We start from the raw sequence: 23479 nt of genomic DNA, 5'->3' as shown, positions 1-23479 counted from the left end.
GATGACGCACGTACGACCCGGACAGCTGAAGATCTACCTCGGCGCGGCACCGGGGGTCGGCAAGACCTGCCGCATGCTCGACGAAGGACGGCGACGGGCCGCGCGCGGCGCCGACGTCGTCGTGGGCCTCGTGGAGTGCCACCGACGCCCGCACACGGAATCCCTGCTCATGGAGGCGAGGGCCGCCGGGGTCGCCGTCGTGGAGCGCGCCCGCGTCTCCTACCGGGGCGGGGAGTTCACCGAGCTCGACCTGGACGAGGTGCTCGCCCGCGGCCCCGAGGTCGTGCTCGTCGACGACCTCGCCCACACCAACGTCCCCGGCGACGGCCGCAACCCCAAGCGCTGGCAGGACGTCGACCGGCTGCTCACGGCCGGCATCGACGTCGTCACGACGATCAACATCCAGCACATGGAGTCACTCAAGGACGTCGTGGAGAAGATCACCAAGGTGCCGCAGGCCGAGACGGTCCCCGACGACGTCGTGCGCCGCGCCCACCAGATCGAACTCGTCGACGTCGCCCCGGAGTCGTTGCGCCGCCGCATGGCGCACGGCAACATCCACGCCCCGGAGAAGGTCGACGCGGCCCTCGCCAACTACTTCCGCACCGGCAACCTGACCGCCCTGCGCCAGCTCGCCCTGCTGTGGGTCGCCGACCGCGTCGACGAGGCCCTGCAGGCGTACCGCTCCGAGCACGGCATCGGCGGCGTGTGGGAGACCCGCGAACGCGTCGTCGTCGGCCTCACCGGCGGCCCCGAGGGCGACACCCTGATCCGCCGCGCCGCCCGTATCGCCGACCGCTCCGTCGGCGGTGAGCTGCTCGCCGTGCACATCGCGCGCAGCGACGGCCTCGCCGCGGGCACCTCGCACGCGTCCCTGACCCGGCAGCGGCGGCTCGTGGAGGACCTGGGCGGCAGCTACCACTCGGTCGTCGGCGACGACGTCGCGACCGCCCTGGTGGAGTTCGCCCGCGCCGAGAACGCCACCCAGCTCGTCCTCGGCTCCAGCCGCCGCGGCCGCGTCGAGCGGTTCCTGACCGGCCGCGGCACCGGCGAGTCCGTCGTCGAGGCGTCCGGCGACATCGATGTCCACACGGTCACGCACGAACGCGCGGGCGCGGGCACCCTGCTGCCCTCCCGCAGACGTACGCTGTCGCGCCCGCGCCGCGTCGGCGGGCCCGTCGCCGGGCTGCTCCTGCCGAGCGTGCTCACCCTCCTCCTCGACCTGGACGTGGCCCGCGAACACCTGAACCTCACCAGCGAGGCGCTGCTGTTCCTGCTGGCCGTCGTGGGCGTGGCCTGCATCGGCGGGGTGCTGTCCGCGGTGGTGGCGTCGGTGACCGCGTCGCTGCTGCTCAACTACTGGTTCATGCCACCCGTCGGGCACTTCACGCTGGGGGACCCGAACAGCATGCTGGCGCTGGTGGTGTTCGCGATCGTCGCCGCCACCGTCGCCGCCGTCGTCGACCGGTCGCTGCGCCTGTCCCGGCGCTCGGCACGCGCCACTGCCGAGGCCGAGACCATGTCGTCGCTCGCGGGCACCATCGTGCGGGGCGGGCAGCCCGTTCCCGCCCTGCTCGAACGCGCCCGGGAGGCCTTCGGCGTGGACGCCGCCGAACTCGTGCCGGAGCCGCCCGACGCCTCGGACGCCCAGGTCACCGTCGTCCCCGCGGGCGCCGACGCCTACCTCGTGCTGCGCGGCCGCCCGCTGCCCTCCGCCGACCGGCGCGTCCTCGCCGCGTTCGCCGCGCACGTCGGCGCCGCCGTGGAGCGGGCCCGGCTCGCCGAGGCCGCCGCCGAGGTGGAGCCCGTCAGGGCCGCCGACCGGATGCGCACCGCGCTGCTGCGCGCCGTCGGCCACGACCTGCGCACCCCGCTGGCCGCCGCCCTCGCCGCGATCGGCTCGCTGCGCAGCCGCGACCTGGACTTCTCCGAGCACGACCGCGAGGAACTGCTCGCCACCGCCGACGAGTCCATGGCCAAGCTGAACCGTCTCGTCGACAACCTCCTCGACATGAGCCGCCTCCAGGCGGGCGCCCTCAAGCTGGAACTGCGCGACACCGCGCTCGAAGAGGTCCTGCCGCCCGCCCTCGACTCGCTGCCCGACCACTGCCCGGTCGAGACGGGCAGCCTGGAGGAGATCCCGGCCGTCCTCGCCGACCCGCCGCTCCTGGAGCGGGTGATAGCCAACCTCGTCGGCAACGCCGCCCGCCACACCCCGGCCGGCGGCAAGGTCCTCATCACCGCGAGCGCCCTGGCGGGCCGCGTGGAACTGCGCGTCGTCGACCGCGGCCCCGGCCTCCCACCGGCCGACCGCGACCGGGTCTTCGAGCCCTTCCAGCGGCTCGGCGACACCGACAACACCACAGGTCTCGGGCTCGGCCTCGCCCTGTCGCGGGGGCTCGCCGAGGCGATGGACGGCACGCTCACCCCGGAGGACACACCCGGCGGCGGGCTCACCATGGTCCTGTCCCTGCCGTTCGCGGAACGCGTGTGCGAAGTCAACGGTGCGCGGGGCTCTGGCGTCTGGCATTCTGAGCCCCTTTGATTGATGAACGTATCAATCACCCGCCGAGCGCAGAGACGAGTTACATGGCACGCGGCAAGCTTCGGATCTACCTGGGGGCGGCACCGGGCGTCGGCAAGACGTACGCGATGCTGTCCGAGGCCCACCGTCGCATGGAACGCGGCACCGACTGTGTCGTGGCCTTCGTGGAGCACCACAGCCGTCCCCGCACGGAAGTGATGCTGCACGGCCTCGAACTGCTGCCGCGCAAGGACCTGGAGTACCGCGGCGCGACGTTCACGGAGATGGACGTCGACGCCGTCCTGGAGCGCGCCCCGGCCGTCGCCCTCGTCGACGAACTGGCGCACACCAACATCCCCGGCTCGCGCAACACCAAGCGCTGGCAGGACGTCGAAGAGCTGCTCGCGGCCGGGATCGACGTGGTCTCCACCGTCAACATCCAGCACCTGGAGTCCCTCGGCGACGTCGTCGAGCGGATCACCGGGGTCCGGCAGCGCGAGTCGATCCCCGACGAGGTGGTGCGCCGGGCGGACCAGATCGAGCTGGTCGACATGTCGCCCCAGGCGCTGCGCCGCCGGATGGCGCACGGCAACATCTACAAGGCCGACAAGGTCGACGCGGCCCTGTCCAACTACTTCCGCCCCGGAAACCTCACCGCGCTGCGGGAACTCGCGCTGCTGTGGGTGGCCGACCGGGTCGACGAATACCTCCAGCAGTACCGCGGCGAGCACAACATCCGCTCCACCTGGCAGGCCCGCGAACGCATCGTCGTCGGCCTCAGCGGCGGGCCCGAGGGTCGCTTCCTGCTGCGCCGTGCCGCGCGGCTCGCCGAGAAGGGCGCGGGCGGCGAGGTCCTCGCCGTCTACATCGCCCGCAGCGACGGCCTCACCGCCGCCTCGCCGAAGGAACTCGCGATCCAGCGCACCCTCGTGGAGGACCTCGGGGGATCCTTCCACCAGGTCATAGGGGACGACATCACCGCGGCGCTCCTCGAGTTCGCGCGCGGCGTCAACGCCACCCAGATCGTCCTCGGCGTCTCCCGCCGCAGGTCCTGGCAGTACGTCTTCGGGCCCGGCGTCAGCGCCACCGTCGCCCGCGAGTCCGGGCCCGACCTCGACGTGCACCTGGTCACCCACAACGAGGCGGGCAAGGGCCGCAGCCTGTCGGCCACCCCGCGCGCCGCCCGCCTCGGCCGCAACCGGATCACCTGGGGCTGGCTGGTCGGCATCGGCGGGCCGATCCTGCTCGCCCTGCTGCTGCGGGGCGTGGCGCCCAATCTGGGCCTCGCCAACGACATGCTGCTGTTCCTGACGCTCACCGTGGCGGCGGCCCTGCTCGGCGGGCTGGTCCCGTCCCTGGCGTCGGCGGCGTTCGGCTCCCTGCTGCTCAACTACTTCTTCACGCCGCCCGTCCACCACATACTGATCTCCAACCCGAAGAACATCGTCGCTCTCGTGATCTTCGTGGCGGTGGCGGTGTCCGTGGCGTCGGTCGTGGACCTCGCCGCGCGCCGCACCCACCAGGCGGCACGGCTGCGCGCCGAGTCGGAGATCCTGTCGTATCTGGCGGGCAGCGTCCTGCGCGGCGAGAACAGCCTCGAATCGCTCCTGGAGACCGTGCGCGAGACCTTCGCCATGGAGTCCGTGGCGCTCCTGGAGCGGGAGAGCGACATCGCCCTGTGGACCTGCGCGGCCGGCGTCGGCCCCCGTCCGCACGTCGGCCGCCCCGAGGACGCCGACGTCGACATGCCCGTCGGCGACTACATGTCGCTCGCCCTCATCGGCCGCGTCCTGCCCGCCGAGGACCGCCGCGTCCTCGGCGCCTTCGCCGCGCAGGCCGCCGTGGTCCTGGACCGCCAGCGCCTGCAGTCCCAGGCGCAGGAGGCCCGCACCCTCGCCGAGGGCAACCGCATCCGCACCGCCCTGCTCGCCGCCGTCAGCCACGACCTGCGCACCCCCCTCGCCGGCATCAAGGCATCCGTCTCCAGCCTCCGCTCGGACGACATCGAGTGGTCCGAGGAGGACCAGGCGGAACTCCTCGCCGCCATCGAGGCGGGCGCCGACCGCCTCGACCACCTCGTCGGCAACCTCCTGGACATGTCCCGGCTCCAGACCGACACCGTCATGCCGATGGTCCGCGAGATCGACCTCGACGAGGTCGTCCCGCTCGCCCTCGAAGGGATGTCCTCGTCCGCCGAGCACGTGGCGCTCGACATCCCCGAGGACCTGCCCATGGTCGCCGCCGACAAGGGCCTCCTGGAGCGGGCCGTCGCCAACGTCATAGAGAACGCCCTGAAGTACAGCCCCGCCGGGGAGAGCGTCCTGGTCGCCGCGAGCACCATGGCCGACCAGGTGCAGCTCCGTGTCGTGGACCGCGGCCCCGGCGTGCCCGACGTCGCCAAGGAACGCATCTTCGAGCCCTTCCAGCGGCACGGCGACTCCCCGCGCGGCGCCGGTGTGGGCCTCGGCCTCGCCGTCGCCCGCGGCTTCACCGAGGCCATGGGCGGCACCCTCAGCGCCGAGGACACCCCGGGCGGCGGGCTCACCATGGTGCTCGCGCTGCGCCTTGTGCCCGGGCGCCCGCAGATCAGCCCCGACCTGCCCGCGGCCGTCACGTCCTGAGACCGGCGTCCGGCCCGCCTCCGGTCGCCGTCCGCCGCCGGGTGACGTACGAAACGTAGGAGACGTACGGGACGCACCGGGCGCGGAACGGAGCAGGGAGGCGGGCGGCGATGGCCGAACTCCTCACGCCGCACGGCGTGGACGTGGCCACGCGCGGGCTCGACCTCGCCGGGGTGTTCGCCGCCGCGCTGCAGGGCGGCGCGATCGCCCGCACCGAACGGCTCGACCTGTTCGGCTTCGTCGCGGTCGGCGTGGTGTCCGGGCTCGGCGGCGGGCTCATCCGCGACACCCTGCTCCAGCACGGGACGCCGGTCGCGCTCACCGACGTCTTCTACCTGCCGACCGCGCTCGCCGGGGCCTTCATCGCCTTCCTCATCAGCATCAGCCAGGAGGCCTGGGACCGGCTCTTCACCGCGCTCGACGCGGCGGTGATCGGCTTCTGGGCGGTCGCCGGGGCGCAGAAGACCCTCGCCGCCGGGCTCGGCTGGCTGCCCGCGCTGCTGCTCGGCACCATCACGGCCGTCGGCGGCGGGGCGCTGCGCGACATGATGCTGCGGCGCGTGCCCGCGGTGCTCGGCGGGAACGCGCTGTACGCGTCCGTCGCGGTGGTCGCCGCCGCGATCACGGTCGTCTGCAGTTACGCCGAGCAGCCCACGCTCGGCATCGTGCTCGGCGTGACCGTGGCACTCGTCCTGCGGCTCACCGCGTACAAGCGCGGCTGGGGGCTGCCCAGCGGCCTGGAGTGGCAGCCCCGGTCGCGCCTGGCGGGCGCGCTGCGCCGGGGGTGGCGGCGCGAGTCCCGGACGGCGCAGGGCCGGGGGAGCGGCCGGGCCGCGAGTGCCGCCCGGCGGCTGCGGTTCCGGGGCGCCCACCCCGCGCCCGGCACCCTGCGCCGCAAGCCCGCACCGCCGCACCCGCCCGGCCCCGACGCCAGGGACGACACGGACGGCGACGACACCCTCAGCACGCGGATCGGCCGCTGAGTTCGCGCGCACGGGTGCGGCGTCGGCCCTTCCCGGCCGGGCGTTACTTGCTCCGCAGCTCCCCGAGCGGCTCGGGGTCCTCCTCCAGGGCGGTGGCCGCCGCCTTCCACGCGGTGTCGTCGGCGGCGAGGGCGCTGCGCAGGTAGGCCGTGCTGAGCCGCTGGATCAGGGCGACGCGCGCGGGGGACTCGTCCGTCGTCTCGGCGACCTCGTATCCGGGGATGCCGCCGAGCGAGTGCTCCGCGCCGAACAGGGTGAGCAGGCTCTTGGCTCCGGGGCTGTGGACGTAGGGGTCGGTGAACCAGTCCGGTCCGCGGGTGGACAGGTGGGACCGGTCGTTGTCCCCGGCGACGACGAGGGCCGGGGTCGTCATGGTGTCGAAGGACGGCCGCAGGAACGGGAGGTGTTCGACGGCGAACGGGGTGAGGTCGTCGCCCAGGCCGGTCAGGGCGAGCAGCACGCCCGCCGTGACGCGGGAGTCGGACAAGTCCTCGCCGGGGACGCCGTCGGCGTCGAGGACCCGCGCGCCGAGCAGCGTGCTCGCCGTCTGCGCGCCCCAGGAGTGCCCGGCCACGGCGACGCGGCCGCGGTCGACCCGCCCGCCGAGGCCCGGCACGGCGGCCGCCAGCACATCGAGCCCGTCGAGGACGCGGGTGAGGTCGTCGACGCGGATGCGCCAGATCCTGGGCGTACGCGGGTCGTCGGCGGGGACCGCGAGCGTCCGGGAGTCCAGGTGGGTGGGCTGGACGACGACGAAGCCGTGCGCGGCCCAGTGGTCCGCCAGCGGGGCGTAGCCGTCCATCGACCAGCCGAAGCCGTGCGAGAGGACGACGACGGGAAGGTCGGTGCCGGTCGCGGGGGCGGACACGCGGACCTGGAGATCCGTGCCCCGGCCCGGGGCGGGCAGGACGACGGGCTTCGCGGAGACGACCGGGGCAGGCGCGTCCGCGGGCTGCTGCGGGGGCGTGACGGCGGATTCGGACATGGAGGTGCCTTCCGTGGGGATGCTGCGGGTCTCGGCGCGGCGGGCCCGGCGGTCGGCCGGGGGCGTCGCGGGGCAGGTCCGGGTGGGCGGCGGGCAGCACGGACGAGCTGGTCGCCGGGGTCCCGGTCTGCCATCATGAGTAAAACGGAACGTCGCTCCGCCGACGATACGGAACGCGGTTCCGTTTCACAACCCCCGGGGTGGCCGTCCCGGGGCCCGGGGTGCCCACCGTGCGTCTCCGGGCATCCACCTCGCACGGTTCTGGGCAGCCGCTCCACGACTCGGGGCGCCCCCTCACGAAAGGAACGCCGCGGTGAACGACAGCGCGGGCAGCGCGGACAGCGCCGCCGGATCCAGGCGCAAGGACGTCCGGCGCAACCAGCAGACCCTGCTCGACGCGGCCGCGGCGGTCTTCGTCACCTCGGGCGTGGAGGCGCCGGTACGGGACATCGCCGCCAAGGCGGGCGTCGGCGTCGGCACCGTCTACCGCCACTTCCCCACCCGCGCCGACCTCGTCATCGCCGTCTACCGCCACCAGGTCGACGCCTGCGCCGAGGCCGGTCCCGCGCTCCTCGCGAGCGAGGCGACACCGCACGCCGCCCTCGAACGGTGGGCCGACCTCTTCGTCGACTTCCTGGTCACCAAGCACGGCCTGGCCGCCGCGATGCGGTCCGACAGCGCGGGCTTCGAGACGCTGCACGCCTACTTCCTCGACCGCCTCCTGCCGGTGTGCGCCCAGCTCCTCGAAGCCGCGACCGCCGCGGGCGAGATCCGCGCCGACCCCACCGCGTACCAGCTCATGCGCGGCATCGGGAACCTCTGCATCGGCGCCGAGAGCGACTCCCGCTACGACGCGCGCCGCCTGGTCGCGCTCCTCGTCGCGGGGCTGCGCAAGGCCTGACGGCGGCGGGGCGGGCCGGTCACCCGAAGCGCAGGGTAGGCCGGGGCGCAGGGTTCGGCCGAGACGCACGCTTCACGCGAGGCGCACGGTGATCTTCTGGGTGGCGCCCTTCGTGGGTCCGAGGTCGGCGAACGTGAGCTTCAGGGCCGCGCCCGTGCCGACCGACGTGACCGTGGCGGGCTTCGAGGTGACCGCGGCGACCGGCCGGTCCCACGTGACCGTCAGGCCCGCGCGCGCCGCCCGGGTCGGGTCGCTCACGCACACCACCGCCGTCCCGTCCGCCCGCTCGCCGACCAGCACCGCGCAGGCGGCGCTCGCGGTGAGCGCCCCGGCCGTGCCGCCCGACCAGAACGTCACGCCGGTGAAGCCGAGCGAGGGCACGCTGATGCCCTGCCGGGCCCCGGAGTTGGCGAGGATCCGCAGCCAGCCGGTGGCCGCGGCCCGCTCCGCCGTGCGGGCCGCGCTCGCGCCGGGCAGCAGGACGTACGCGTACGTCGCGTCCGTGGGGTCGGTGCCGTGGTCGACGTGCAGCGTGAGGTAGGTGCGGGTCAACGGGGTCGTGGCGCCGCCCTTGTTGATGTCGCTCCACTTGCCGGTGCGCCGCTCGCGGCGGGCCCGGACGGTGGCGCCGCCGGGGAAGACATAGCCGCCGTGGCCGCCGATGTGCGCCCACCGGGCGCCCGTGAGGGTCTGGGACCAGGGCGTGGTGGTGGGCTTGGTGACGCCGTCGGCCTGGAACGGGGCGCCTCCGGACGGGCCGAGGTTGCGGTTCTCCACGGTGGACTCCACGACCGCGCCGTCCGCGCAGCTGATGCCCGCGCCCAGGCACACGATCGCGTCGTCCAGGCAGAACCACGCCTTGCGGGCCGACAGCGTGCTCTGCAACCCCTTCAAGTGCTGCCCGACGACGGCCCGTTGGCCGTCGGTGGCCCCGCCCACCCAGCTCACGTCCGGTCGCGCCGCGCCCCAGTCGCCGCCCGCCCCGTCCGCGAGCGCCTTGCGGGACGCGGTGACGCCGGGCAGCCGGTAGGGGTCGACGGTGGGCCAGAAGGCGTCGCTGTACTGGCCGTTGGCGTAACTGTCGCCCCACCAGGCGAGCATGCCCGAGCCCGTGTGCCAGCCGCGCAGGTTCTCGCCGTTGCCGGTCTCGTAGTACGTGATGCGGGCGTCGGCCATGCTGATCGACGCGGCCCAGCCGGGGCGGCGGTGCGTGGCCCGCGCCATGTTGGTGAACAGGCGGTGTCCGGTGGGCTCGGGCACGGGCGTGACGGAAGCGTCGTCCTGGACGGCCTTGAGCCGGGCCAGGTGGGCGAGGCTCAACTGGGGGTCGCTGAGCGGCGGGCTGTAGTAGTCGCGGCGCATCCAGCCCTTCACCAGGCCCCGCCAGCGGGCGTTCTCGGCCGCCGAGGCGCCCTGTCCGAGGAGCGTGATCGACGCCAGGATCGGGTGGCCGCGCAGATGGTCGTCGGCCTGCGTCCGCTTGGTGTCGGAGGCGGCGATGCCGCGGCTGATGGCGCGGCCCGCGACGCAGTCCATGACCAGGCCGTTGTAGACGAACGGCGCCCACGCCTTCTCCACGGCGTCGAAGACGATCTGCCTGCCCCCGTCCGTCACTTCCCACGGCGACCCGTCGAGCAGCGCGAACAGCAGGCCGAGCCCGCCGAGCAGCACCGACCCGTACGAGCCGGTGTACGGCACGGTGGTGTGCTGGATGAACGAGCCGTCCGCGTACAGGCCGTCGCCGCTGGTCACGTACGGGAAGACAGGTGAGAGCGCGTCCCGGGCCAGTGCGACCTTCGCCTCGTTCGCGCCGACGACGCCGCGCAGCGCGAGGACCCGGCACAGGTCCACGCGGTTGGCCCCGGTGCTCGTGCCGGTGTACCGGTCGACCGCGGAGTCCGGGACGAAGTGGTCGACCGCCGCGCAGTAGCGGGAGATCCGGTCGGCGGACAGCGCGTCGTACATCAGGACGCAGGTGTCGAGCAGCGCCTGCGGGGCGCCGATCTGCCAGCTCCACCAGTTGCCGAAGCGCGCCTGCCGCTCGTTGTAGACCTGCGCGTAGAGGTGGTCGAGGCCGGTCACGATCGCCGTCCTGAGCGCGGCGTCCCCGGTGAGCCCGGTGCCCTGCTGGCTGTACGCCTGGGCCATGGTGGCGAGCCGCGTGCAACTGGTGACGAGGTTCGCGGAGTAGCCGAACGACTCCTGGTCGGTGTCGGGTTCGGGGTCGGCGTACGAGGCGTCGGGCCACAGCGAGCCGGTCGCCGGGGCCATGGAGTCGCGCAACTGCCCGGCGGACGTGCCCAGTTGGGCCAGTCGGCTCTTGAACGGCTCGGCGGTCGGGCTGAATCCCTCGCCGAGGATCAGGGTGCGCCACTTGGCGCGCAGGGCGGCGAACGCGTCGGCATCGGCGGTGGCCGTGCCCGTGGCCGCGGCGCCCGTGACCGCGGTGGCGCCCGCGGTGCCGTCGGCGGCCACCGCGAGCGTGGCGGGCGCGGCGAGGGAGAGCGCCGAGGTGCCGGTGGTCAGGAGGAAGGCGCGGCGGGGCCAGGGAGTGGGCATGCGGGGGCTCCAGGGGGACCAGAGAGGCCGGAGGGACCAGAGGGATCAGGGGGATCAGAGGGAGGGGAGGGATCAGGGGGAGGGGAGGAGCGGAAGGGCGCGGGCGTCGAGGGGCGCGGGCAGGTGCCGGGCGGTACGGGCGGCCGGGGTGCGGCCGACCGGGCGCCAGTAAGCGCTTTCTAGCACGCGTGCGCCGACGCGCTCAATGGGTGTGCCGCAGGATTCGACCGGGCGGACCCGGGGTGAGGCCGGGTCCGCCCGGCGTCCGGGCCGGGCTCAGGGCGCCGCCTCGGCCTCCACGGGCGGCGCCGTGCTGCTGGTGACCCGGGGGACCGACTCCACCGCCGATGCGGTGACTTCGCGCGGCGTCGGGTCGGCCGACGCCCCGGCCACGGCCTGCGGTTCCGCGCTCGCGGGCGGGGTCGCCGTCGCCTGCGGCTGCTGGTTCGCGGCCCGTTCCAGGAAGCGCAGGAGCTCGACGGGGAAGGGCAGGACCAGGGTCGAGTTCTTCTCGGCGGCGACGGCCACGACGGTCTGGAGGAGCCGGAGTTGGAGGGCGGCGGGCTGTTCGGACATCTCCTTGGCTGCCTCGGCGAGCTTCTTGGAGGCCTGCAGCTCGGCGTCGGCGTTGATGACGCGGGCGCGCCGCTCCCGGTCCGCCTCGGCCTGCCGGGCCATCGACCGCTTCATCGTCTCCGGCAGGGACACGTCCTTGATCTCCACGCGGTCGATCTGCACGCCCCAGCCGATCGCCGGGCTGTCGAGCATCAGCTCCAGGCCCTGGTTGAGCTTCTCGCGGTTGGACAGCAGATCGTCCAGGTCGCTCTTGCCGATGATGGACCGCAGCGAGGTCTGCGCCATCTGCGAGACCGCGAAGCGGTAGTCCTCGACCCGCACGATCGCGTGCGACGCCTCGACCACCTTGAAGTACACGACCGCGTCGACGCGCACCGTGACGTTGTCGCGCGTGATGCCCTCCTGCGCGGGCACGGGCATCGTCACGATCTGCATGTTGACCTTACGCATCCGGTCGACGCCCGGCACGATCATGGTGAACCCGGGCGGGCGCGGCGCCCCCGACAGCCGGCCGAGACGGAACACGACACCGCGTTCGTACTGCTTGACGACGCGGGCCGCCGACACCACGTACACAAGACCGGCGGAGAGTGTCACCGCGCCGGCCGCGAGGAGTTCTTGCACCATGACGACCCCCTGTCGCTCCGAGCCGTCCGTCAATCAACGATACGCCCGGACGGCGCGTCGGGGCGAGCCCCTGGGCACGGGTCAGCGGACCCCGGGACGTGACTCGTACAGGCGCGTGTAATAGCGGCCCGCGGACTCCAGGCCGGTGGTGTCGTCGCCCGTCGCGTGCACCCGCGCGACGGCGTCGTCCTGTTCCTCGGGGCCCGTGAAGAGGCGTTGCGGATACAGCTGGTCGGGGTCCGTCGTGGTGACCAGGCCGTGCGCGGCGAGGCTCTGGGCGATGCGGTCGTAGGGGACGGTCCGCAGGACGAACGCGTCGACCCACAGGGGGAGGCGGGCGGTGCCGAGCAGGGCGTCGAAGGTGCGGTGCGTGACGTAGCCGATGCCGCCGGTGACGGTGATCAGGCCGACGCCCGTCATCGCCCGCGCGAGGCCGGGGCCGGGCGGGGCGTGTTCCAGATTCTCCGCGTACGCCTCGTCGAGGAGGCCGACGGCCAGGGCGTAGGCGGTGGCGTTGGCGGCGGTGTCCACGCCGACCAGGCGCACCGCGTCCGGGCGGCGCCTGGCGGCGTAGAACTCCTTGTCCAGGTCGATGAGTTCGCTGGTGGTCAGGTCCGCGGTGGTGTCCCCGGCGTAGTGCGCGTACAGGTCCGCGAGCGTCAGGTCGTGGTTGAGCAGCGCCGCGTTCAGGCCGTAGGAGCAGCACAGGTCGAGCACCGTGAAGCCGCCGTCGGGGCTGGGCGGCTCCGCCCGGCGGCGCGCGGCGAGCGTGCGGCGGAAGACGCCCTGGGCGTGGTGCGGGATCTCGTAGTCGTACGGGGCGAGGCGACGGAAGTACGCCCGCGGGTCGGGCCGGTCGTAGATGTCGTCGAACCGGGTCTTGCCCGCCATCGCGGCGGACGTGGGGTCATCGGGGCCGGGCTGCCTGCGTGCGCCCATGGTGCGTCTCCGTGAAGTGGGTTCGGGTGTGCGGCAGCTTGAAGCTCTGCCCGGGGGCCGGACGGGCCCGGAAGACCACAGGGCGGTTCCTGGCCACGCGCGCTCACTAAGCTGTGCCGGTGTTCACCTCCCAGGGCCCCTCGCTCCGCGAGCTGGCTGTCCAGGCGCTGTCCTCCACGGAGCACGGCTACGACCTGCTGGCTCCCAAGTTCGATCACACGCCCTTCCGTACGCCCGAGCGCATCCTCGACGCGTGTGCCGAGGCGCTGCGGCCGCTCGGCCCGTTCGCCGCGGGCCTCGACGTGTGCTGCGGCACCGGGGCCGGTGTGGAACTCCTGCGGCCTCTGTGCCGGGAGCAGGTGACCGGCGTCGACTTCAGCTCCGGGATGCTGGCGCGGGCGCGTGCGGCGCTCGCCGCCGAGGACGGGCGGGGGGAGCCGGGCCCGGCGGTCCACTGGGTGCGGGCCGACGCCCGCGCGCTGCCCTTCGTCGCGGGCTTCGACGTGGCCGTCAGCTTCGGGGCGTTCGGGCACTTCCTGCCCGCCGAGCGGCCGGGGCTGTTCGCCCAGGTGCACCGGGCGCTGCGCCCCGGCGGCCTGTTCGCTTTCCCCATCGGCGCGCCACAGCCACTCACGTCACCATGGTACTGGGGCATGCTCGGCTTCGACCTGGCGATGCGGACCCGCAACGCGCTGCGGCAGCCGCCCTTCGTCATGTACTACCGCACGTTCCCGCTGCCCGGGGTGCGGGCCGACCTGGAGGGGGCCGGGTTCACGGTGGGGCTGCGGCCGCTGGAGGAGTTCGGCCGCCGGGACGACGGGAGCCCGCGCTGGCGGATGGTGGTGGCACGCAAGGCGGCGTGACCCCCGGCCCGGTCGGGTCGGCCGTCGCGGCGGACGGGGGTTCCAGGGCGGGTTCTCAGCGGGGCGCGCTGCTGAACGCCCGCCGGTAGGCCTGCGGGCTGACCCCCGCGACCCGCTTGAAGCGGTCACGGAACGCGGTCGGCGAGCCGAAGCCGACCTGCGCGGCGATCCGCTCCACCGGGTGCTCCGTGGTCTCCAGGAGGTGCTGGGCCTGGCGGACCCGGGCCCGGTGCAGCCACTGCAACGGCGTCGTGCCGGTCTGCTCGCGGAACCGGCGCAGCAGCGTGCGGCTGCTCAGGCCCGCGTGCCCGGCGATGTCGTCCAGGGTGAGGTCGCGCGCCGCGTTCTCGTCCAGCCAGCGCAGCAGCGGCTCCAGGGCGCGGCCGCGGGGCATCGCCGGGGGCTGGTTGACGATGAACTGGGCCTGGCCGCCCTCCCGTTCGAGCGGCATCACCGAAAGGCGCGCCGAGTCCGCGGCGACCGCCGAGCCGTAGTCGCGCCGCACCATGTGCAGGCTCAGGTCCATCCCGGCGGCGGCGCCCGCGGACGTGAGGATCTGGCCGTTGTCGACGTACAGCACATCCGGGTCGACGTCGATGGCCGGGTAGGCCGCGGCGAGGTGGTCCGTCGCGAACCAGTGCGTGGTGGCCCGCAGCCCGTCGAGCAGCCCCGCCTGCGCGAGGACGAACGTGCCCACGCAGATGGACGCGATGCGGGTGCCCGCGGCGGCCGCCTCGCGCAGCGCCGCCAGGGTCTTCTCCGGCACCGGCGCGGTCGGGTCGTGGGTGCCCGGTACGACGATGGTGTCCGCGTCCACGAGCCCGCTCAGGTCGTGGTGCGCCCGCAGCGAGAACGCGCCCGCGTCGACCTCGGGCCCGGCCGCGCACACCCGCACCCGGTAGGCCTGCCGCTCCCCGGGCAGCCGCGTCCTGCTGAACACGTCCAGGGGCATCGCGAGGTCGGAGGGGATGACGTCGTCGAGGGCGAGGAAGGCGACGGTGTGCATGGCGGCAACGTACGGCACCACCGGACTCCCGCCAAGCGCCGCTCGTGGCCCCCACCCGGCCCCACTCGCCCGCCCCGCGCGCCGACGACCTGTGGGAACGGGCACCCAGTGGGCGGCGACGGCCTCGCGTCGCCCTGGCGATATCCCGTTGAAAGCTGTCATTGCAGCCACTGTCGGCGGGTGCGCGGCGCTGACTAGCCTCGACGCCGGGAACAGCACCGGAGCCCCGCCGGGGCCGCGGTCCCCGCCAGGAAACGGAACCTCGTATGCACGTTCAAGCAGTCCTCTTCGACGGCTTCGACCCCCTCGACGTCCTCGGCCCCCTGGAGATCCTGTACGCCGGGGGCATCGCCACGAACGGCGCCATCACCGTCGCACTGGTCTCGGCGGAGGGCGCCCGCGACGTCCCGAGCGGCCTGGACCTGGTCACTCTCAGGGCCACGGCGCGGCTCGACCCGGAGCGCGACGGCCTGATCCTGGTGCCGGGCGCCGCCGGAGCCACCGAGCAGGGCGGCCCCGAGGACGACAGCATCCCCTCCCGCCTCGCCCGCACCCAGCGCACCGATCTGCCCGCGCTCCTGGCGGCCGCCATGGCGCGCCCCGGCGTGACCATGACGTCGGTGTGCGGCGGCTCCCTGCTCCTTGCGATGTCCGGCCTCCTCAAGGGCAGGCACGCCACCGGCCACCATGACGCCCTCGACGTCCTGTGGGGCCTCGGGGCGACCGTGGTGCGGGCCCGGGTCGTGGACGACGGCGACCTGGTCAGCGCCGCCGGGGTGACGTCCGGTCTCGACCTCGGACTGCACCTCCTGGAGCGCGAGTTCGGGCCGCGCGTGGCGCATGTGGTCGAGGAGATGTTCGCGCACGAGCGGCGCGGGGTGGTGTGGCGCGCGACCGGCGCCGAGCCCGCACCCATCTGACCCGGCCGCCGTGGACGGGCTCCGCCGTCCGGCGTCCTGCCCGCTTGAAACGCACCCCCCTCCGCCCGGCGTCCCGCCCGCCCTCCCCGAAGCGAAAGCCCTCCCATGACGAAGCTGTTCCTCATCCTCCACGTCCTCGCGGCCATCCTCGCCGTCGGCCCGGTCGCCGTCGCGGCCAGCATGTTCCCCAAGGTGCTTCGCGACGCCCTCGCCGGACCCGGCGACGCGGCCCCCGTCACGACGCTGCGGACACTGCACCGCATCTGCCGCGTCTACGCGGGCGCCGCCATCGCCGTGGTGGTCTTCGGCTTCCTGACGGCGAGCAGCATGGGGGTGCTCGGCAGTGCCTGGCTGATCACGTCGATCGCGCTGACGTTCGTCGCGGCGGTGATCCTCATCCTGCTGGTGCTGCCGCGCCAGGAGACGGCGTTGGAGGCGGTGGCCGGGGTGAAGGCCGTGGCTGCCGGTGAGGGCGCCGGTGCCGCCGGGGGCGAGGCCGATGAGGCGGACGCGACCGGCGGTGCGGGCACGGTGCGCCTCGACGCGCGCACCAGCGCCCAACTCGCCATGTTCACCGGCGTCTTCAACCTCCTGTGGGCCACCGTCACCATCCTGATGATCGTGCGGCCGGGCTCCACGACCGGAGGCTGACCCCGCAGATGCCCCGCGAGGCTGGCCGGGGCGGCCCCCGTGCCCCATGCTCGAAGCGACGGCGGTCCGCCAACGTCCCAGCAGGGGGTACGAGATGGGGTCAGAGGACGACAGCACGGCGCCCGCTCCGGCCGAGCCCGCGGGCGCCGACCCGCGCGGCGCGATCGGGGACCCGCCGGTGGGCAGGACGCCGAACGAGTGCGCGCTGGCACGGGACCCGGCGGCGCCCCACGCGGAGGCGTGGCAGGCTCCGGGCGCACCGGACCTGTCGGCCCCGCTGGACCCGCCGCCCGCACCCGGGCCGACGGCACGGCCGCGGACCCCGGAGGACTGACGCCATGGGCCTGACGATCTGCAACCGCTTCCACACCCGCGTCCACGTCTCGATCGGCTTCTACGACAACGCCTGCCTGTACAACACGGGCCCGCACATCATGGGCTGGTGGAACCTGGACCCGGGCCGCTGCGCGCTCGTGTACGCCAACCGCGTCAACCAGTACAGCCGCATGTGGTTCTTCGTCGGCGAGGCCGTGAACAACGGCCCGGTCTGGGCGGGGGAGTACGTCACGCAGGTGCCGGACCAGGCGTTCAACCGCTGCTGGCGGCCCTCGGTCTCGGGCGGCCACCCGCGCGGCTTCCGGCTGTTCGACGTGGGCGACAACGAGAACTTCACCCTGAACCTCACCGGCTAGCGCCCACCGGGCCGCGCCGGACCGGCCCGGACACCCGGCGCCCGGGCGCCCCGCTCACGCCAGGAACGCCACCCGGTCCGCCCGCACGGGGTGCGCGAAGCCCTCGCCCGCCGCCCAGCGCGCGACCTCGCTCACCGCGACGTCGGTCAGGCGCCGCCACTCGTTGCCCTGCGAGCCCGCGAGGTGCGGGGTGATCAGCGCGTTCTCGCAGTCCCACAACGGGTGCCCCGGCGGCAGGACTTCGGGTTCGGTGACGTCGAGCACCACCCGGATGCGGCCCGCGAGGACCGCTTCGGTGAGCGCGTCCTGGTCGACCACCGCGCCGCGCGCGGTGTTGATGAGCACGCCCTCGGGGCGCAGGGCGGCGAGCTGGCGGCGGCCGACGAGTCCGCGCGTGGCGGGCAGCAGCGGGGCGTGCACGCTCACGATGTCGCTCCGCCGGAACAGCTCGTCGAGCCCGACGGCCCGCACGCCCAGCGCGGCCGCCTCGGCCCCGTCGACGTACGGGTCGTGCAGCAGCACCTCGATGTCGTACGGGCGCAGCAGCTCGATGACGCGCCGTCCGACGTGGGAGGCGGACAGGATCCCCACGGTGCGGCGGTAGTTGCCGATCGAGTGCGGTGTGGTGAGCGGGTCGTCGCGGTCGCGCGCGGCTTTGAAGGCACGGGCCCGCTCCAGGACGTGCTTCCCGGCGAGGAGGATCATCGCGACGGTGTACTCGGCGACCGGCAGCGCGTTCGCGGCGGCCGCCGACGAGACCTCGATGCCGCGCTCCCAGCAGGCGGGCGTGAGATGGCCGCGCACGGATCCGGCGGTGTGCACGACGGCCCGCAGCTCCGGCGCCGCGGCGAGGGCGGCCTCGTCGAGCGGCGGACAGCCCCAGCCGGTGATCAGCACCTCGGCCCGCCCGAGCACCTCCCGGGCCCGCTCGCCGGAGAAGTCGTCGAGGACGGGCGGGTGCCGGAGCGCGCAGACTCCGGCGAAGGCGGCGAGCACGTCGGGCCCGAGCAGCGCCCGGGCGGCACCGGGCGACATGGCGAGCGCGGCGGCCGGCCGACGGGCCGCGTGCGGTGGGGTGGGCATGCGGGGCGGGACTCCATCCTTCCGGCGGCGCCGGATCGCGAGGCTCCATCCGTCCGGCGGCGCCGGATCCGTACGAGTCTCGTCGGGTCGCGCCGCTTTCGCACGTGTCGCAGCCGTGGCGCCGGGCCCGCGTGGCCGCATCGGTACGCCCGCTCCGGTGCGGCGGCACCTGTCGTAGGATCGGTCGCGTACCGCATCGCATGGCGGCCTCCTGAAGCACACGCAACCCGACCGGGAGGTCCCCGCATGTCCGCGCTCAAGGTACGCCCCTTCCACCGCGACGACCGCGATCAGCTCACCGAGCTGGTGAACAGCCATGTGGCCGCCGTCGTGCCGGGCGTCTCCGTCTCCGTGAACACCGTTCTCGGGCAACTGGCGCGCCAGCCGGACGAGTTCATCACCGACCCGTGGGTGGCCGAGCGCGTCACCCTTGTCGCCGAGCAGCGTGCGTTCGTCGTGGCCGCCGCGCATCTGCTGCGCTACCGCTCCGACGCCGACGTCTCCCCGGACCACCGCGGCATCGGCGAGATCAACTGGTTCGTCTGCCACCCGCCCGCGTCGTTCTGGCCGGACTCGGAGGAAGCCGCCGACCTGCTCATGAGCGCCTGCCTGGCCCAGCTGGCCCGCTGGGGCGTGCGCGCCCGCGCGGCCGACGGCTCGCTGCCCGCCCCGGCCGTCTACGGCCTGCCGAGCGTCTGGCCGCACGTCCGCGCCGCCTACGAACGGGCCGGATTCCGCCACACCGGACACACCGAGGTCGTCCTCATCGCCCCCCTGTCGGCCCTGCCCCGGACCGAGCCGCCGCGGCCGGGCCTGGCCGTCCGCCGCACCCTCGGCGCCTGCGGCACGCGCCTGACCGCCCACCTCGAAGGCCGTGACCTGGGCTTCATCGAGGTCGACAGCGCGCTCGGCCGCGCCGAACGCCAGGCCCGCAACGGCACCCTGGCCGACATCGGCGACTTCCACACCGAGTCCGGCCACGGCGTCGAGGGCCTGGACGCCTGGCTCCTGGGCGAGGCCGCCGAGTGGCTGCGCCTCGCCGGGGCCGACCGGCTGCTGGCGTACGAGGGGGCCGACGACCCGGAAGCGATCGCGCGGCTCACCGCGCTCGGGTTCCGGGAGCTGGTGCGGACCGACCGGGGCTGGGCCCACGCCTGACGTGGCGCGGCCCCGAGGGCAGTGCGGAGCGGTCGCTCAGCCGAACTGCACCGACCGCTTCGAAAGGCCGAGCCACGAGCCCTCGATGACGCTCCGCTGGCTGCCCAGGTCGTCCGCCGCCGCGCCGAGCGTGACCGCGAGCGGCACGAAGTGCTCCTCGCGGGGGTGGGCGTACCGGGCGGCCGGGGCCTTGTGCGCGAAGTCGAGCAGCGCGTCGACGTCACCGGCCTCCAGGGCCCGCCGCCCCCAGTCGTCGAACTCGGCCAAGGGGGAGGGGACTTCGTTCTGGGGGTTGATGGCGCGCAGGTTGTGCGTGAAGTGGCCGCTGCCGACGATCAGCACGCCCTCGTCGCGCAGCGGCGCGAGCCTGCGGCCGATGTCCATCAGCCGCCGCGGGTCCAGCGTGGGCAGGGACATCTGGAGCACGGGGATGTCCGCGGCGGGGTACATCTGGAGGAGCGGCACGTACGCACCGTGGTCGAGGCCGCGCTCGGGCAGGTCCTGCACCGGCATGCCCGGGGCCCGCAGGAGTCCCCGGACCTGCGCGGCGAGCTCGGGGGCGCCGGGCGCCGCGTACCGGATGTCGTAGTAGTGCTCGGGGAAGCCCCAGAAGTCGTAGACCAGCGGCACGACGGTGGTCGCACCGAGCGCGAGCGGGGCCTCCTCCCAGTGCGCGGAGACCATCAGGATCGCCTTCGGGCGCGGCAGCTCCGCGCCCCACCGGGCCAGCTGGCCGGGCCAGACGGCGTCCTCGGCGAGAGTCGGGGCGCCGTGGCTCATGAAGAGCGCGGGCATCCGCGACACCGGGTGATCCAGGGGTGCGGTGGTCATGGTCGGTCGCCTCCTCGGCGGTGTGGTTCAAATTTGAATCACATGGATGTGGCCGACCGTACTCGATGGTTTGAATTTGAACAACAGGCGTACGCTGCTCCCATGGGCGACACGAAGTGGCTGAACGACGACGAGATGGCCCTCTGGCAGGCCTTCCTCACGGCGGGGGCGCTGCTCGACCGGCGCATCGAGGAGCAGCTGAAGGCCGAGTCGGGACTGTCCCACGTCCAGTACGAGGTGCTGGTGCGGCTGTCCGCCGCCGAGGGCGGCGAACTGCGCATGAGTGAACTCGCCGCCGACGTGCTCACCACCAAGAGCGGACTGACGTACCAGATCACGCAGTTGGAGAAGGCGGGCCTGGTGCGCCGCCGCTCGTGCGCCGCGGATGTGCGCGGTGTCTACGCCGTCCTCACCGACGCGGGCCGCGCCCGCCTGGAGCGGGCGGCGCCCGGCCACGTCGAGGTCGTCCGCGCCCATCTGATCGACGTGCTCAGCGAGGACCAGGTGCGGGCCCTGAAGGACGGGCTCGGGGAGGTCGCGCGGAGGCTGGGCGGGGGGTGAGCCCCGGGCGTCGGGGGCGGGGCCGGGTCAGACCAGTGCCTCGCGTTCGGCGCGGGCCTGCTCGTCCTCGTCCGCGAGGTGCCAGTGCAGATCGCGGACGCCCGGCTCCAGCGAGAGGCGCGTCACCAGCTGCTCCATGTCCGCGCCGGGGGCGCCGTCCAGGACGACCGCGGCCTCCAGGGCGGTGCTGTCGTCGTCCTCGCCGCGCCGGATGCGCAGCCCCGCGAGGCGCGCGTCGGAGCTGCTGAGCAACTGGATGAGCAGCGCCCGGACGTGGGCCTCGTCGCGGCGGTCGCAGGTGACGTGGAAGGCGACCTGCGTGGGGGTGTCGGAGTTGCCCTGCGGGGCCCGGTCGATCAGGCGGCTGGTGGGCCGCAGGGTCAGATGGACGGCGACGACGGTGGCGGCGCCGAGCAGGGCGAGGGTCAGCCGCCCGGAGGCCGCGAGGACCCCGACCGCCGCCGAACACCACAGCGTGGCCGCGGTGTTGAGGCCCCGGATCGAGGCGCCCTCGCGCATGATGACGCCACCGCCGAGGAATCCGACGCCGGAGACGACGTACGAGGCGACGCGCGTCGGGCTCGTCGGGTCGTGCATCGCCTCGCTGTAGAGCACGAACAGCGTCGCCCCGGCGGCGACCAGGGCGTTGGTGCGCAGCCCCGCCATGCGGGCGCGCCACTGCCGCTCCACGCCGATGAGGGCGCCGCAGCCGACGCCGGTGGCCAGGCGCAGGGCGAAGTCGAATGTGGTCAGGGACTGCATGGCGGCACCTCCAGGTGGCTCCCGTACCGCTGTCGCCGGTACTTCTTTCGCTTCCCGATGCTTGCATGCTTGCGCAAGTGCGCAAAAATAGTATCCGCTCGGTGGGTGCCTCGACCTTCTTATTTGCGTATCGACGCAAAGAGGCGCACACTTCCGGAGGCACATCCGGCACACCCCGGCACACCGGCATCACGGAAGGAGGCAGCCATGGGCGCCGACCCTCCCAGTAGCCGCTGCCTCCCCGGCAGCTCCTGATCCGCCGCTCCCCGCGTCAGCACCGCACGGGACCGGCGTGACCCGGCCCGCGCGGCACCACGTCCGCGGCCGTCTCTCCCCTTTGCCAGCTCACGTGCGCACTCCCGTCACGGTGTGACCCTCGCCTGCCCGGCCGCGGCTGCGGTCGCGGCCTGGGGACCGCTGTGCCCAGAGTGTGGTCGGAGGTTCTTGTGATGTCGTTCAAGGCCGGCGGCGCCCCGCCGCGCGCCCCGCTCTCCTCCCGGTTCGGGGGCCGTCTGTCCCGGATGTCCTGGGTGGACATCGTGGTCGCCGCGGCCGTCCTGGTCCTGCTCTACCTCGTCCTGCGGGTCGGCCAGGGCACCACCGTCCGCTTCTCCACCGACCAGTCGGTCACGGTCGACACCGATCCGGCGCGGCTGCCGTACGACGCGGCCCGCTCCCTGCTGCGGATGTTCGTCGCCCTGGCCGCCTCGGTCGTCTTCACGTTCGGGTACGCCTACGCGGCCGCCAAGAGCCGCCGCCTCGAACGGATCCTCGTCCCGGCCCTGGACATCCTCCAGTCCGTGCCGGTCCTCGGCTTCCTCACCGTCGCCGTGACCGGGTTCATCGCCCTGTTCCCCGGCTCCCTGCTCGGCCTCGAATGCGCGTCGATCTTCGCGATCTTCACCTCCCAGGCCTGGAACATGACGTTCGGCTTCTACCACTCGCTGACCTCGCTGCCCCGTGAACTCGACGAGCTGTCACGGTCGTTCCGCTTCACCAAGTGGATGCGGTTCTGGAAGGTCGAGGCCCCCGCCGGGACGATCGGCCTGGTCTGGAACGGCATGATGAGCTTTGGCGGCGGCTGGTTCTTCCTCGTCGCCTCCGAAGCGATCAGCGTCAACAACAAGGACTACGCCCTGCCCGGCGTCGGCTCCTACGCCGGAGCCGCCGTCGCCGACGGCGACCTCGGCAGGGTCGGCTGGGCCGTCCTCACCATGGCCGTCATGGTCATCGGCGTGAACTTCCTGTTCTGGCGCCCGCTCACGGCCTGGGCGGAGCGCTTCAAGAACGAGCAGTCCGAGGCGAGCGAGGTGCAGCGCTCCGTCGTCCTGAACTTCCTGCGCCGCTCCCACTGGCCGCACCTCCTCGGAACGACGCTGCGCCCCGTGGGCCGCGCGCTCGGCCGCGCCGCCCGGGTGTTCGGCACCGACGACCGCCCCCTGACCGTCGACCCGGCCCGCAGGCGCACCGGCGACCTCGCCTTCGGGCTCGTCGCGGGCGGCCTCATCGTGTGGGGCCTTGTCGACCTCGGCCGCTACCTCGACGACCGCACCGGCCTCGGCGTGTTCGGCGAGCCGCTCCTCCTCGGCCTGGTCACCTTCGCCCGCGTCGTCGTGCTCGTCGTCGCCGCCACCGTCGTGTGGGTGCCCATCGGCGTACGGATCGGCTTCTCGCCGCGCCTGACCCGGATCGCCCAGCCGATCGTCCAGGTGCTCGCGAGCTTCCCCGCCAACTTCCTCTTCCCCGTCGCCGTCTGGTTCTTCCTGAAGACCGGCCTGTCCATCGACATCGGCGGCATCCTCCTGATGGCGCTCGGTGCCCAGTGGTACATCCTCTTCAACACCATCGCCGGTGCCATGTCGATCCCGACCGACCTGCGCGAGGCCATGGACGACCTGGGCGTGACCGGCTGGCAGCGCTGGCGGCGGCTGATCCTGCCCGGTGTCTTCCCCGCGTACGTCACCGGTGGCATCACCGCGTCCGGCGGCGCCTGGAACGCCTCGATCGTCTCCGAGGTCGTCACGTTCGGCGGCACCACGCTGACCGCGACCGGCCTCGGCGCGTACATCGCCGAGGCCACCGCGGACGGCGACTTCCCGCGCCTGATCGCGGGCGTCGCGGTGATGAGCGTGTACGTCGTGGGCCTCAACCGCCTGCTGTGGCGCCGCCTCTACCGCCTCGCCGACACCCGGTACGCGCTGTGACCCGCGCCCGGGCCGAGGCCCACCCCCAGACCT

The 23479-nt window shown here is 73.8% G+C and carries 20 protein-coding genes; 12 read left to right on the top strand and 8 right to left on the bottom strand.

Annotated features, from left to right (window positions below):
- The first annotated feature begins 1 nt into the window (after window position 1).
- From ACZ6AA_RS10965 to ACZ6AA_RS10955, 3 genes are all read left to right on the top strand, one after another.
- A complete protein-coding gene (locus tag ACZ6AA_RS10965; protein ID WP_471457466.1) occupies window positions 2-2545 on the top strand; it encodes a sensor histidine kinase in 2544 nt (847 codons plus the stop codon).
- Window positions 2546-2589: 44 nt separating this feature from the next.
- On the top strand, window positions 2590-5145 hold the full coding sequence (locus ACZ6AA_RS10960) for a DUF4118 domain-containing protein (RefSeq protein ID WP_471457464.1): 2556 nt from the start codon (window positions 2590-2592) through the stop codon (window positions 5143-5145).
- A gap of 110 nt (window positions 5146-5255) precedes the next feature.
- A complete protein-coding gene (locus tag ACZ6AA_RS10955) occupies window positions 5256-6128 on the top strand; it encodes a trimeric intracellular cation channel family protein (RefSeq protein ID WP_471457462.1) in 873 nt (290 codons plus the stop codon).
- Between the two features lie 43 nt (window positions 6129-6171).
- Here the strand turns inward: ACZ6AA_RS10955 and ACZ6AA_RS10950 are convergent, their stop codons facing one another.
- Window positions 6172-7113 (bottom strand): alpha/beta hydrolase family protein, encoded by a 942-nt coding sequence (locus ACZ6AA_RS10950; RefSeq protein ID WP_471457460.1) that lies wholly within the window; start codon window positions 7111-7113, stop codon window positions 6172-6174.
- A 313-nt stretch (window positions 7114-7426) separates the two neighbouring features.
- Between ACZ6AA_RS10950 and ACZ6AA_RS10945 the strand changes: the two genes are divergently transcribed.
- Window positions 7427-8014 carry a TetR/AcrR family transcriptional regulator gene (locus ACZ6AA_RS10945; RefSeq protein WP_468459313.1) on the top strand — a complete coding sequence of 196 codons (588 nt, stop codon included), beginning with the start codon at window positions 7427-7429 and terminating at the stop codon, window positions 8012-8014.
- A 72-nt stretch (window positions 8015-8086) separates the two neighbouring features.
- On the opposite strand, the gene ACZ6AA_RS10940 is transcribed toward ACZ6AA_RS10945, so the two are convergent.
- From ACZ6AA_RS10940 to ACZ6AA_RS10930, 3 genes are all read right to left on the bottom strand, one after another.
- On the bottom strand, window positions 8087-10573 hold the full coding sequence (locus tag ACZ6AA_RS10940) for a polysaccharide lyase 8 family protein (protein WP_471457458.1): 2487 nt from the start codon (window positions 10571-10573) through the stop codon (window positions 8087-8089).
- A 276-nt stretch (window positions 10574-10849) separates the two neighbouring features.
- Complete coding sequence (locus ACZ6AA_RS10935; protein WP_471457456.1) at window positions 10850-11776, bottom strand: slipin family protein; 927 nt, start codon at window positions 11774-11776, stop codon at window positions 10850-10852.
- An 81-nt stretch (window positions 11777-11857) separates the two neighbouring features.
- Entirely contained in the window at window positions 11858-12715 is an 858-nt protein-coding gene (locus ACZ6AA_RS10930) for a hypothetical protein (RefSeq protein ID WP_471457454.1), read from the bottom strand.
- A 119-nt stretch (window positions 12716-12834) separates the two neighbouring features.
- Between ACZ6AA_RS10930 and ACZ6AA_RS10925 the strand changes: the two genes are divergently transcribed.
- Window positions 12835-13578, top strand: coding sequence for a class I SAM-dependent methyltransferase (locus tag ACZ6AA_RS10925; RefSeq protein ID WP_471457452.1), 744 nt, complete (start codon window positions 12835-12837; stop codon window positions 13576-13578).
- Window positions 13579-13633: 55 nt separating this feature from the next.
- Here the strand turns inward: ACZ6AA_RS10925 and ACZ6AA_RS10920 are convergent, their stop codons facing one another.
- Window positions 13634-14584 (bottom strand): GlxA family transcriptional regulator, encoded by a 951-nt coding sequence (locus ACZ6AA_RS10920; RefSeq protein ID WP_468459303.1) that lies wholly within the window; start codon window positions 14582-14584, stop codon window positions 13634-13636.
- Window positions 14585-14850: 266 nt separating this feature from the next.
- Between ACZ6AA_RS10920 and ACZ6AA_RS10915 the strand changes: the two genes are divergently transcribed.
- The 4 genes from ACZ6AA_RS10915 to ACZ6AA_RS10900 all read left to right on the top strand — a co-directional run bounded on the left by ACZ6AA_RS10915 (window position 14851) and on the right by ACZ6AA_RS10900 (window position 16847).
- The gene (locus ACZ6AA_RS10915; protein ID WP_471457450.1) at window positions 14851-15504 is read left to right on the top strand and encodes a DJ-1/PfpI family protein; all 654 of its coding nucleotides are present in this window, start codon (window positions 14851-14853) and stop codon (window positions 15502-15504) included.
- Window positions 15505-15609: 105 nt separating this feature from the next.
- On the top strand, window positions 15610-16155 hold the full coding sequence (locus tag ACZ6AA_RS10910; RefSeq protein WP_468459299.1) for a hypothetical protein: 546 nt from the start codon (window positions 15610-15612) through the stop codon (window positions 16153-16155).
- Between the two features lie 94 nt (window positions 16156-16249).
- Window positions 16250-16489, top strand: a complete 240-nt coding sequence (locus tag ACZ6AA_RS10905; RefSeq protein WP_468459297.1) for a hypothetical protein — start codon at window positions 16250-16252, stop codon at window positions 16487-16489.
- Between the two features lie 4 nt (window positions 16490-16493).
- Window positions 16494-16847 carry a DUF1036 domain-containing protein gene (locus ACZ6AA_RS10900; RefSeq protein WP_468459295.1) on the top strand — a complete coding sequence of 118 codons (354 nt, stop codon included), beginning with the start codon at window positions 16494-16496 and terminating at the stop codon, window positions 16845-16847.
- A 54-nt stretch (window positions 16848-16901) separates the two neighbouring features.
- Here ACZ6AA_RS10900 and ACZ6AA_RS10895 read toward each other — a convergent pair whose 3' ends face one another.
- Window positions 16902-17930, bottom strand: coding sequence for a hydroxyacid dehydrogenase (locus ACZ6AA_RS10895; RefSeq protein WP_468459293.1), 1029 nt, complete (start codon window positions 17928-17930; stop codon window positions 16902-16904).
- Between the two features lie 246 nt (window positions 17931-18176).
- Here ACZ6AA_RS10895 and ACZ6AA_RS10890 point away from each other — a divergent pair, with 246 nt between their 5' ends.
- Window positions 18177-19088: a GNAT family N-acetyltransferase gene (locus tag ACZ6AA_RS10890; protein ID WP_471457447.1), complete on the top strand. Its 912-nt coding sequence runs from the start codon at window positions 18177-18179 to the stop codon at window positions 19086-19088.
- Between the two features lie 36 nt (window positions 19089-19124).
- Here the strand turns inward: ACZ6AA_RS10890 and ACZ6AA_RS10885 are convergent, their stop codons facing one another.
- A complete protein-coding gene (locus tag ACZ6AA_RS10885) occupies window positions 19125-19919 on the bottom strand; it encodes a dioxygenase family protein (protein WP_471457445.1) in 795 nt (264 codons plus the stop codon).
- A gap of 102 nt (window positions 19920-20021) precedes the next feature.
- Here ACZ6AA_RS10885 and ACZ6AA_RS10880 point away from each other — a divergent pair, with 102 nt between their 5' ends.
- On the top strand, window positions 20022-20480 hold the full coding sequence (locus ACZ6AA_RS10880) for a MarR family winged helix-turn-helix transcriptional regulator (RefSeq protein ID WP_468459287.1): 459 nt from the start codon (window positions 20022-20024) through the stop codon (window positions 20478-20480).
- Between the two features lie 27 nt (window positions 20481-20507).
- On the opposite strand, the gene ACZ6AA_RS10875 is transcribed toward ACZ6AA_RS10880, so the two are convergent.
- A complete protein-coding gene (locus ACZ6AA_RS10875; RefSeq protein ID WP_468459285.1) occupies window positions 20508-21242 on the bottom strand; it encodes an MgtC/SapB family protein in 735 nt (244 codons plus the stop codon).
- Window positions 21243-21691: 449 nt separating this feature from the next.
- On the opposite strand from ACZ6AA_RS10875, the gene ACZ6AA_RS10870 reads away from it, so the two are divergent.
- Entirely contained in the window at window positions 21692-23446 is a 1755-nt protein-coding gene (locus ACZ6AA_RS10870) for an ABC transporter permease (RefSeq protein ID WP_471457442.1), read from the top strand.
- Window positions 23447-23479: the final 33 nt, after the last annotated feature.

It is taken from the genome of Streptomyces sp. NPDC040610, assembly GCF_055594065.1.
Note: the sequence above shows the minus strand (reverse complement) of the source record. Positions and strands in the feature narration are given on the sequence as shown.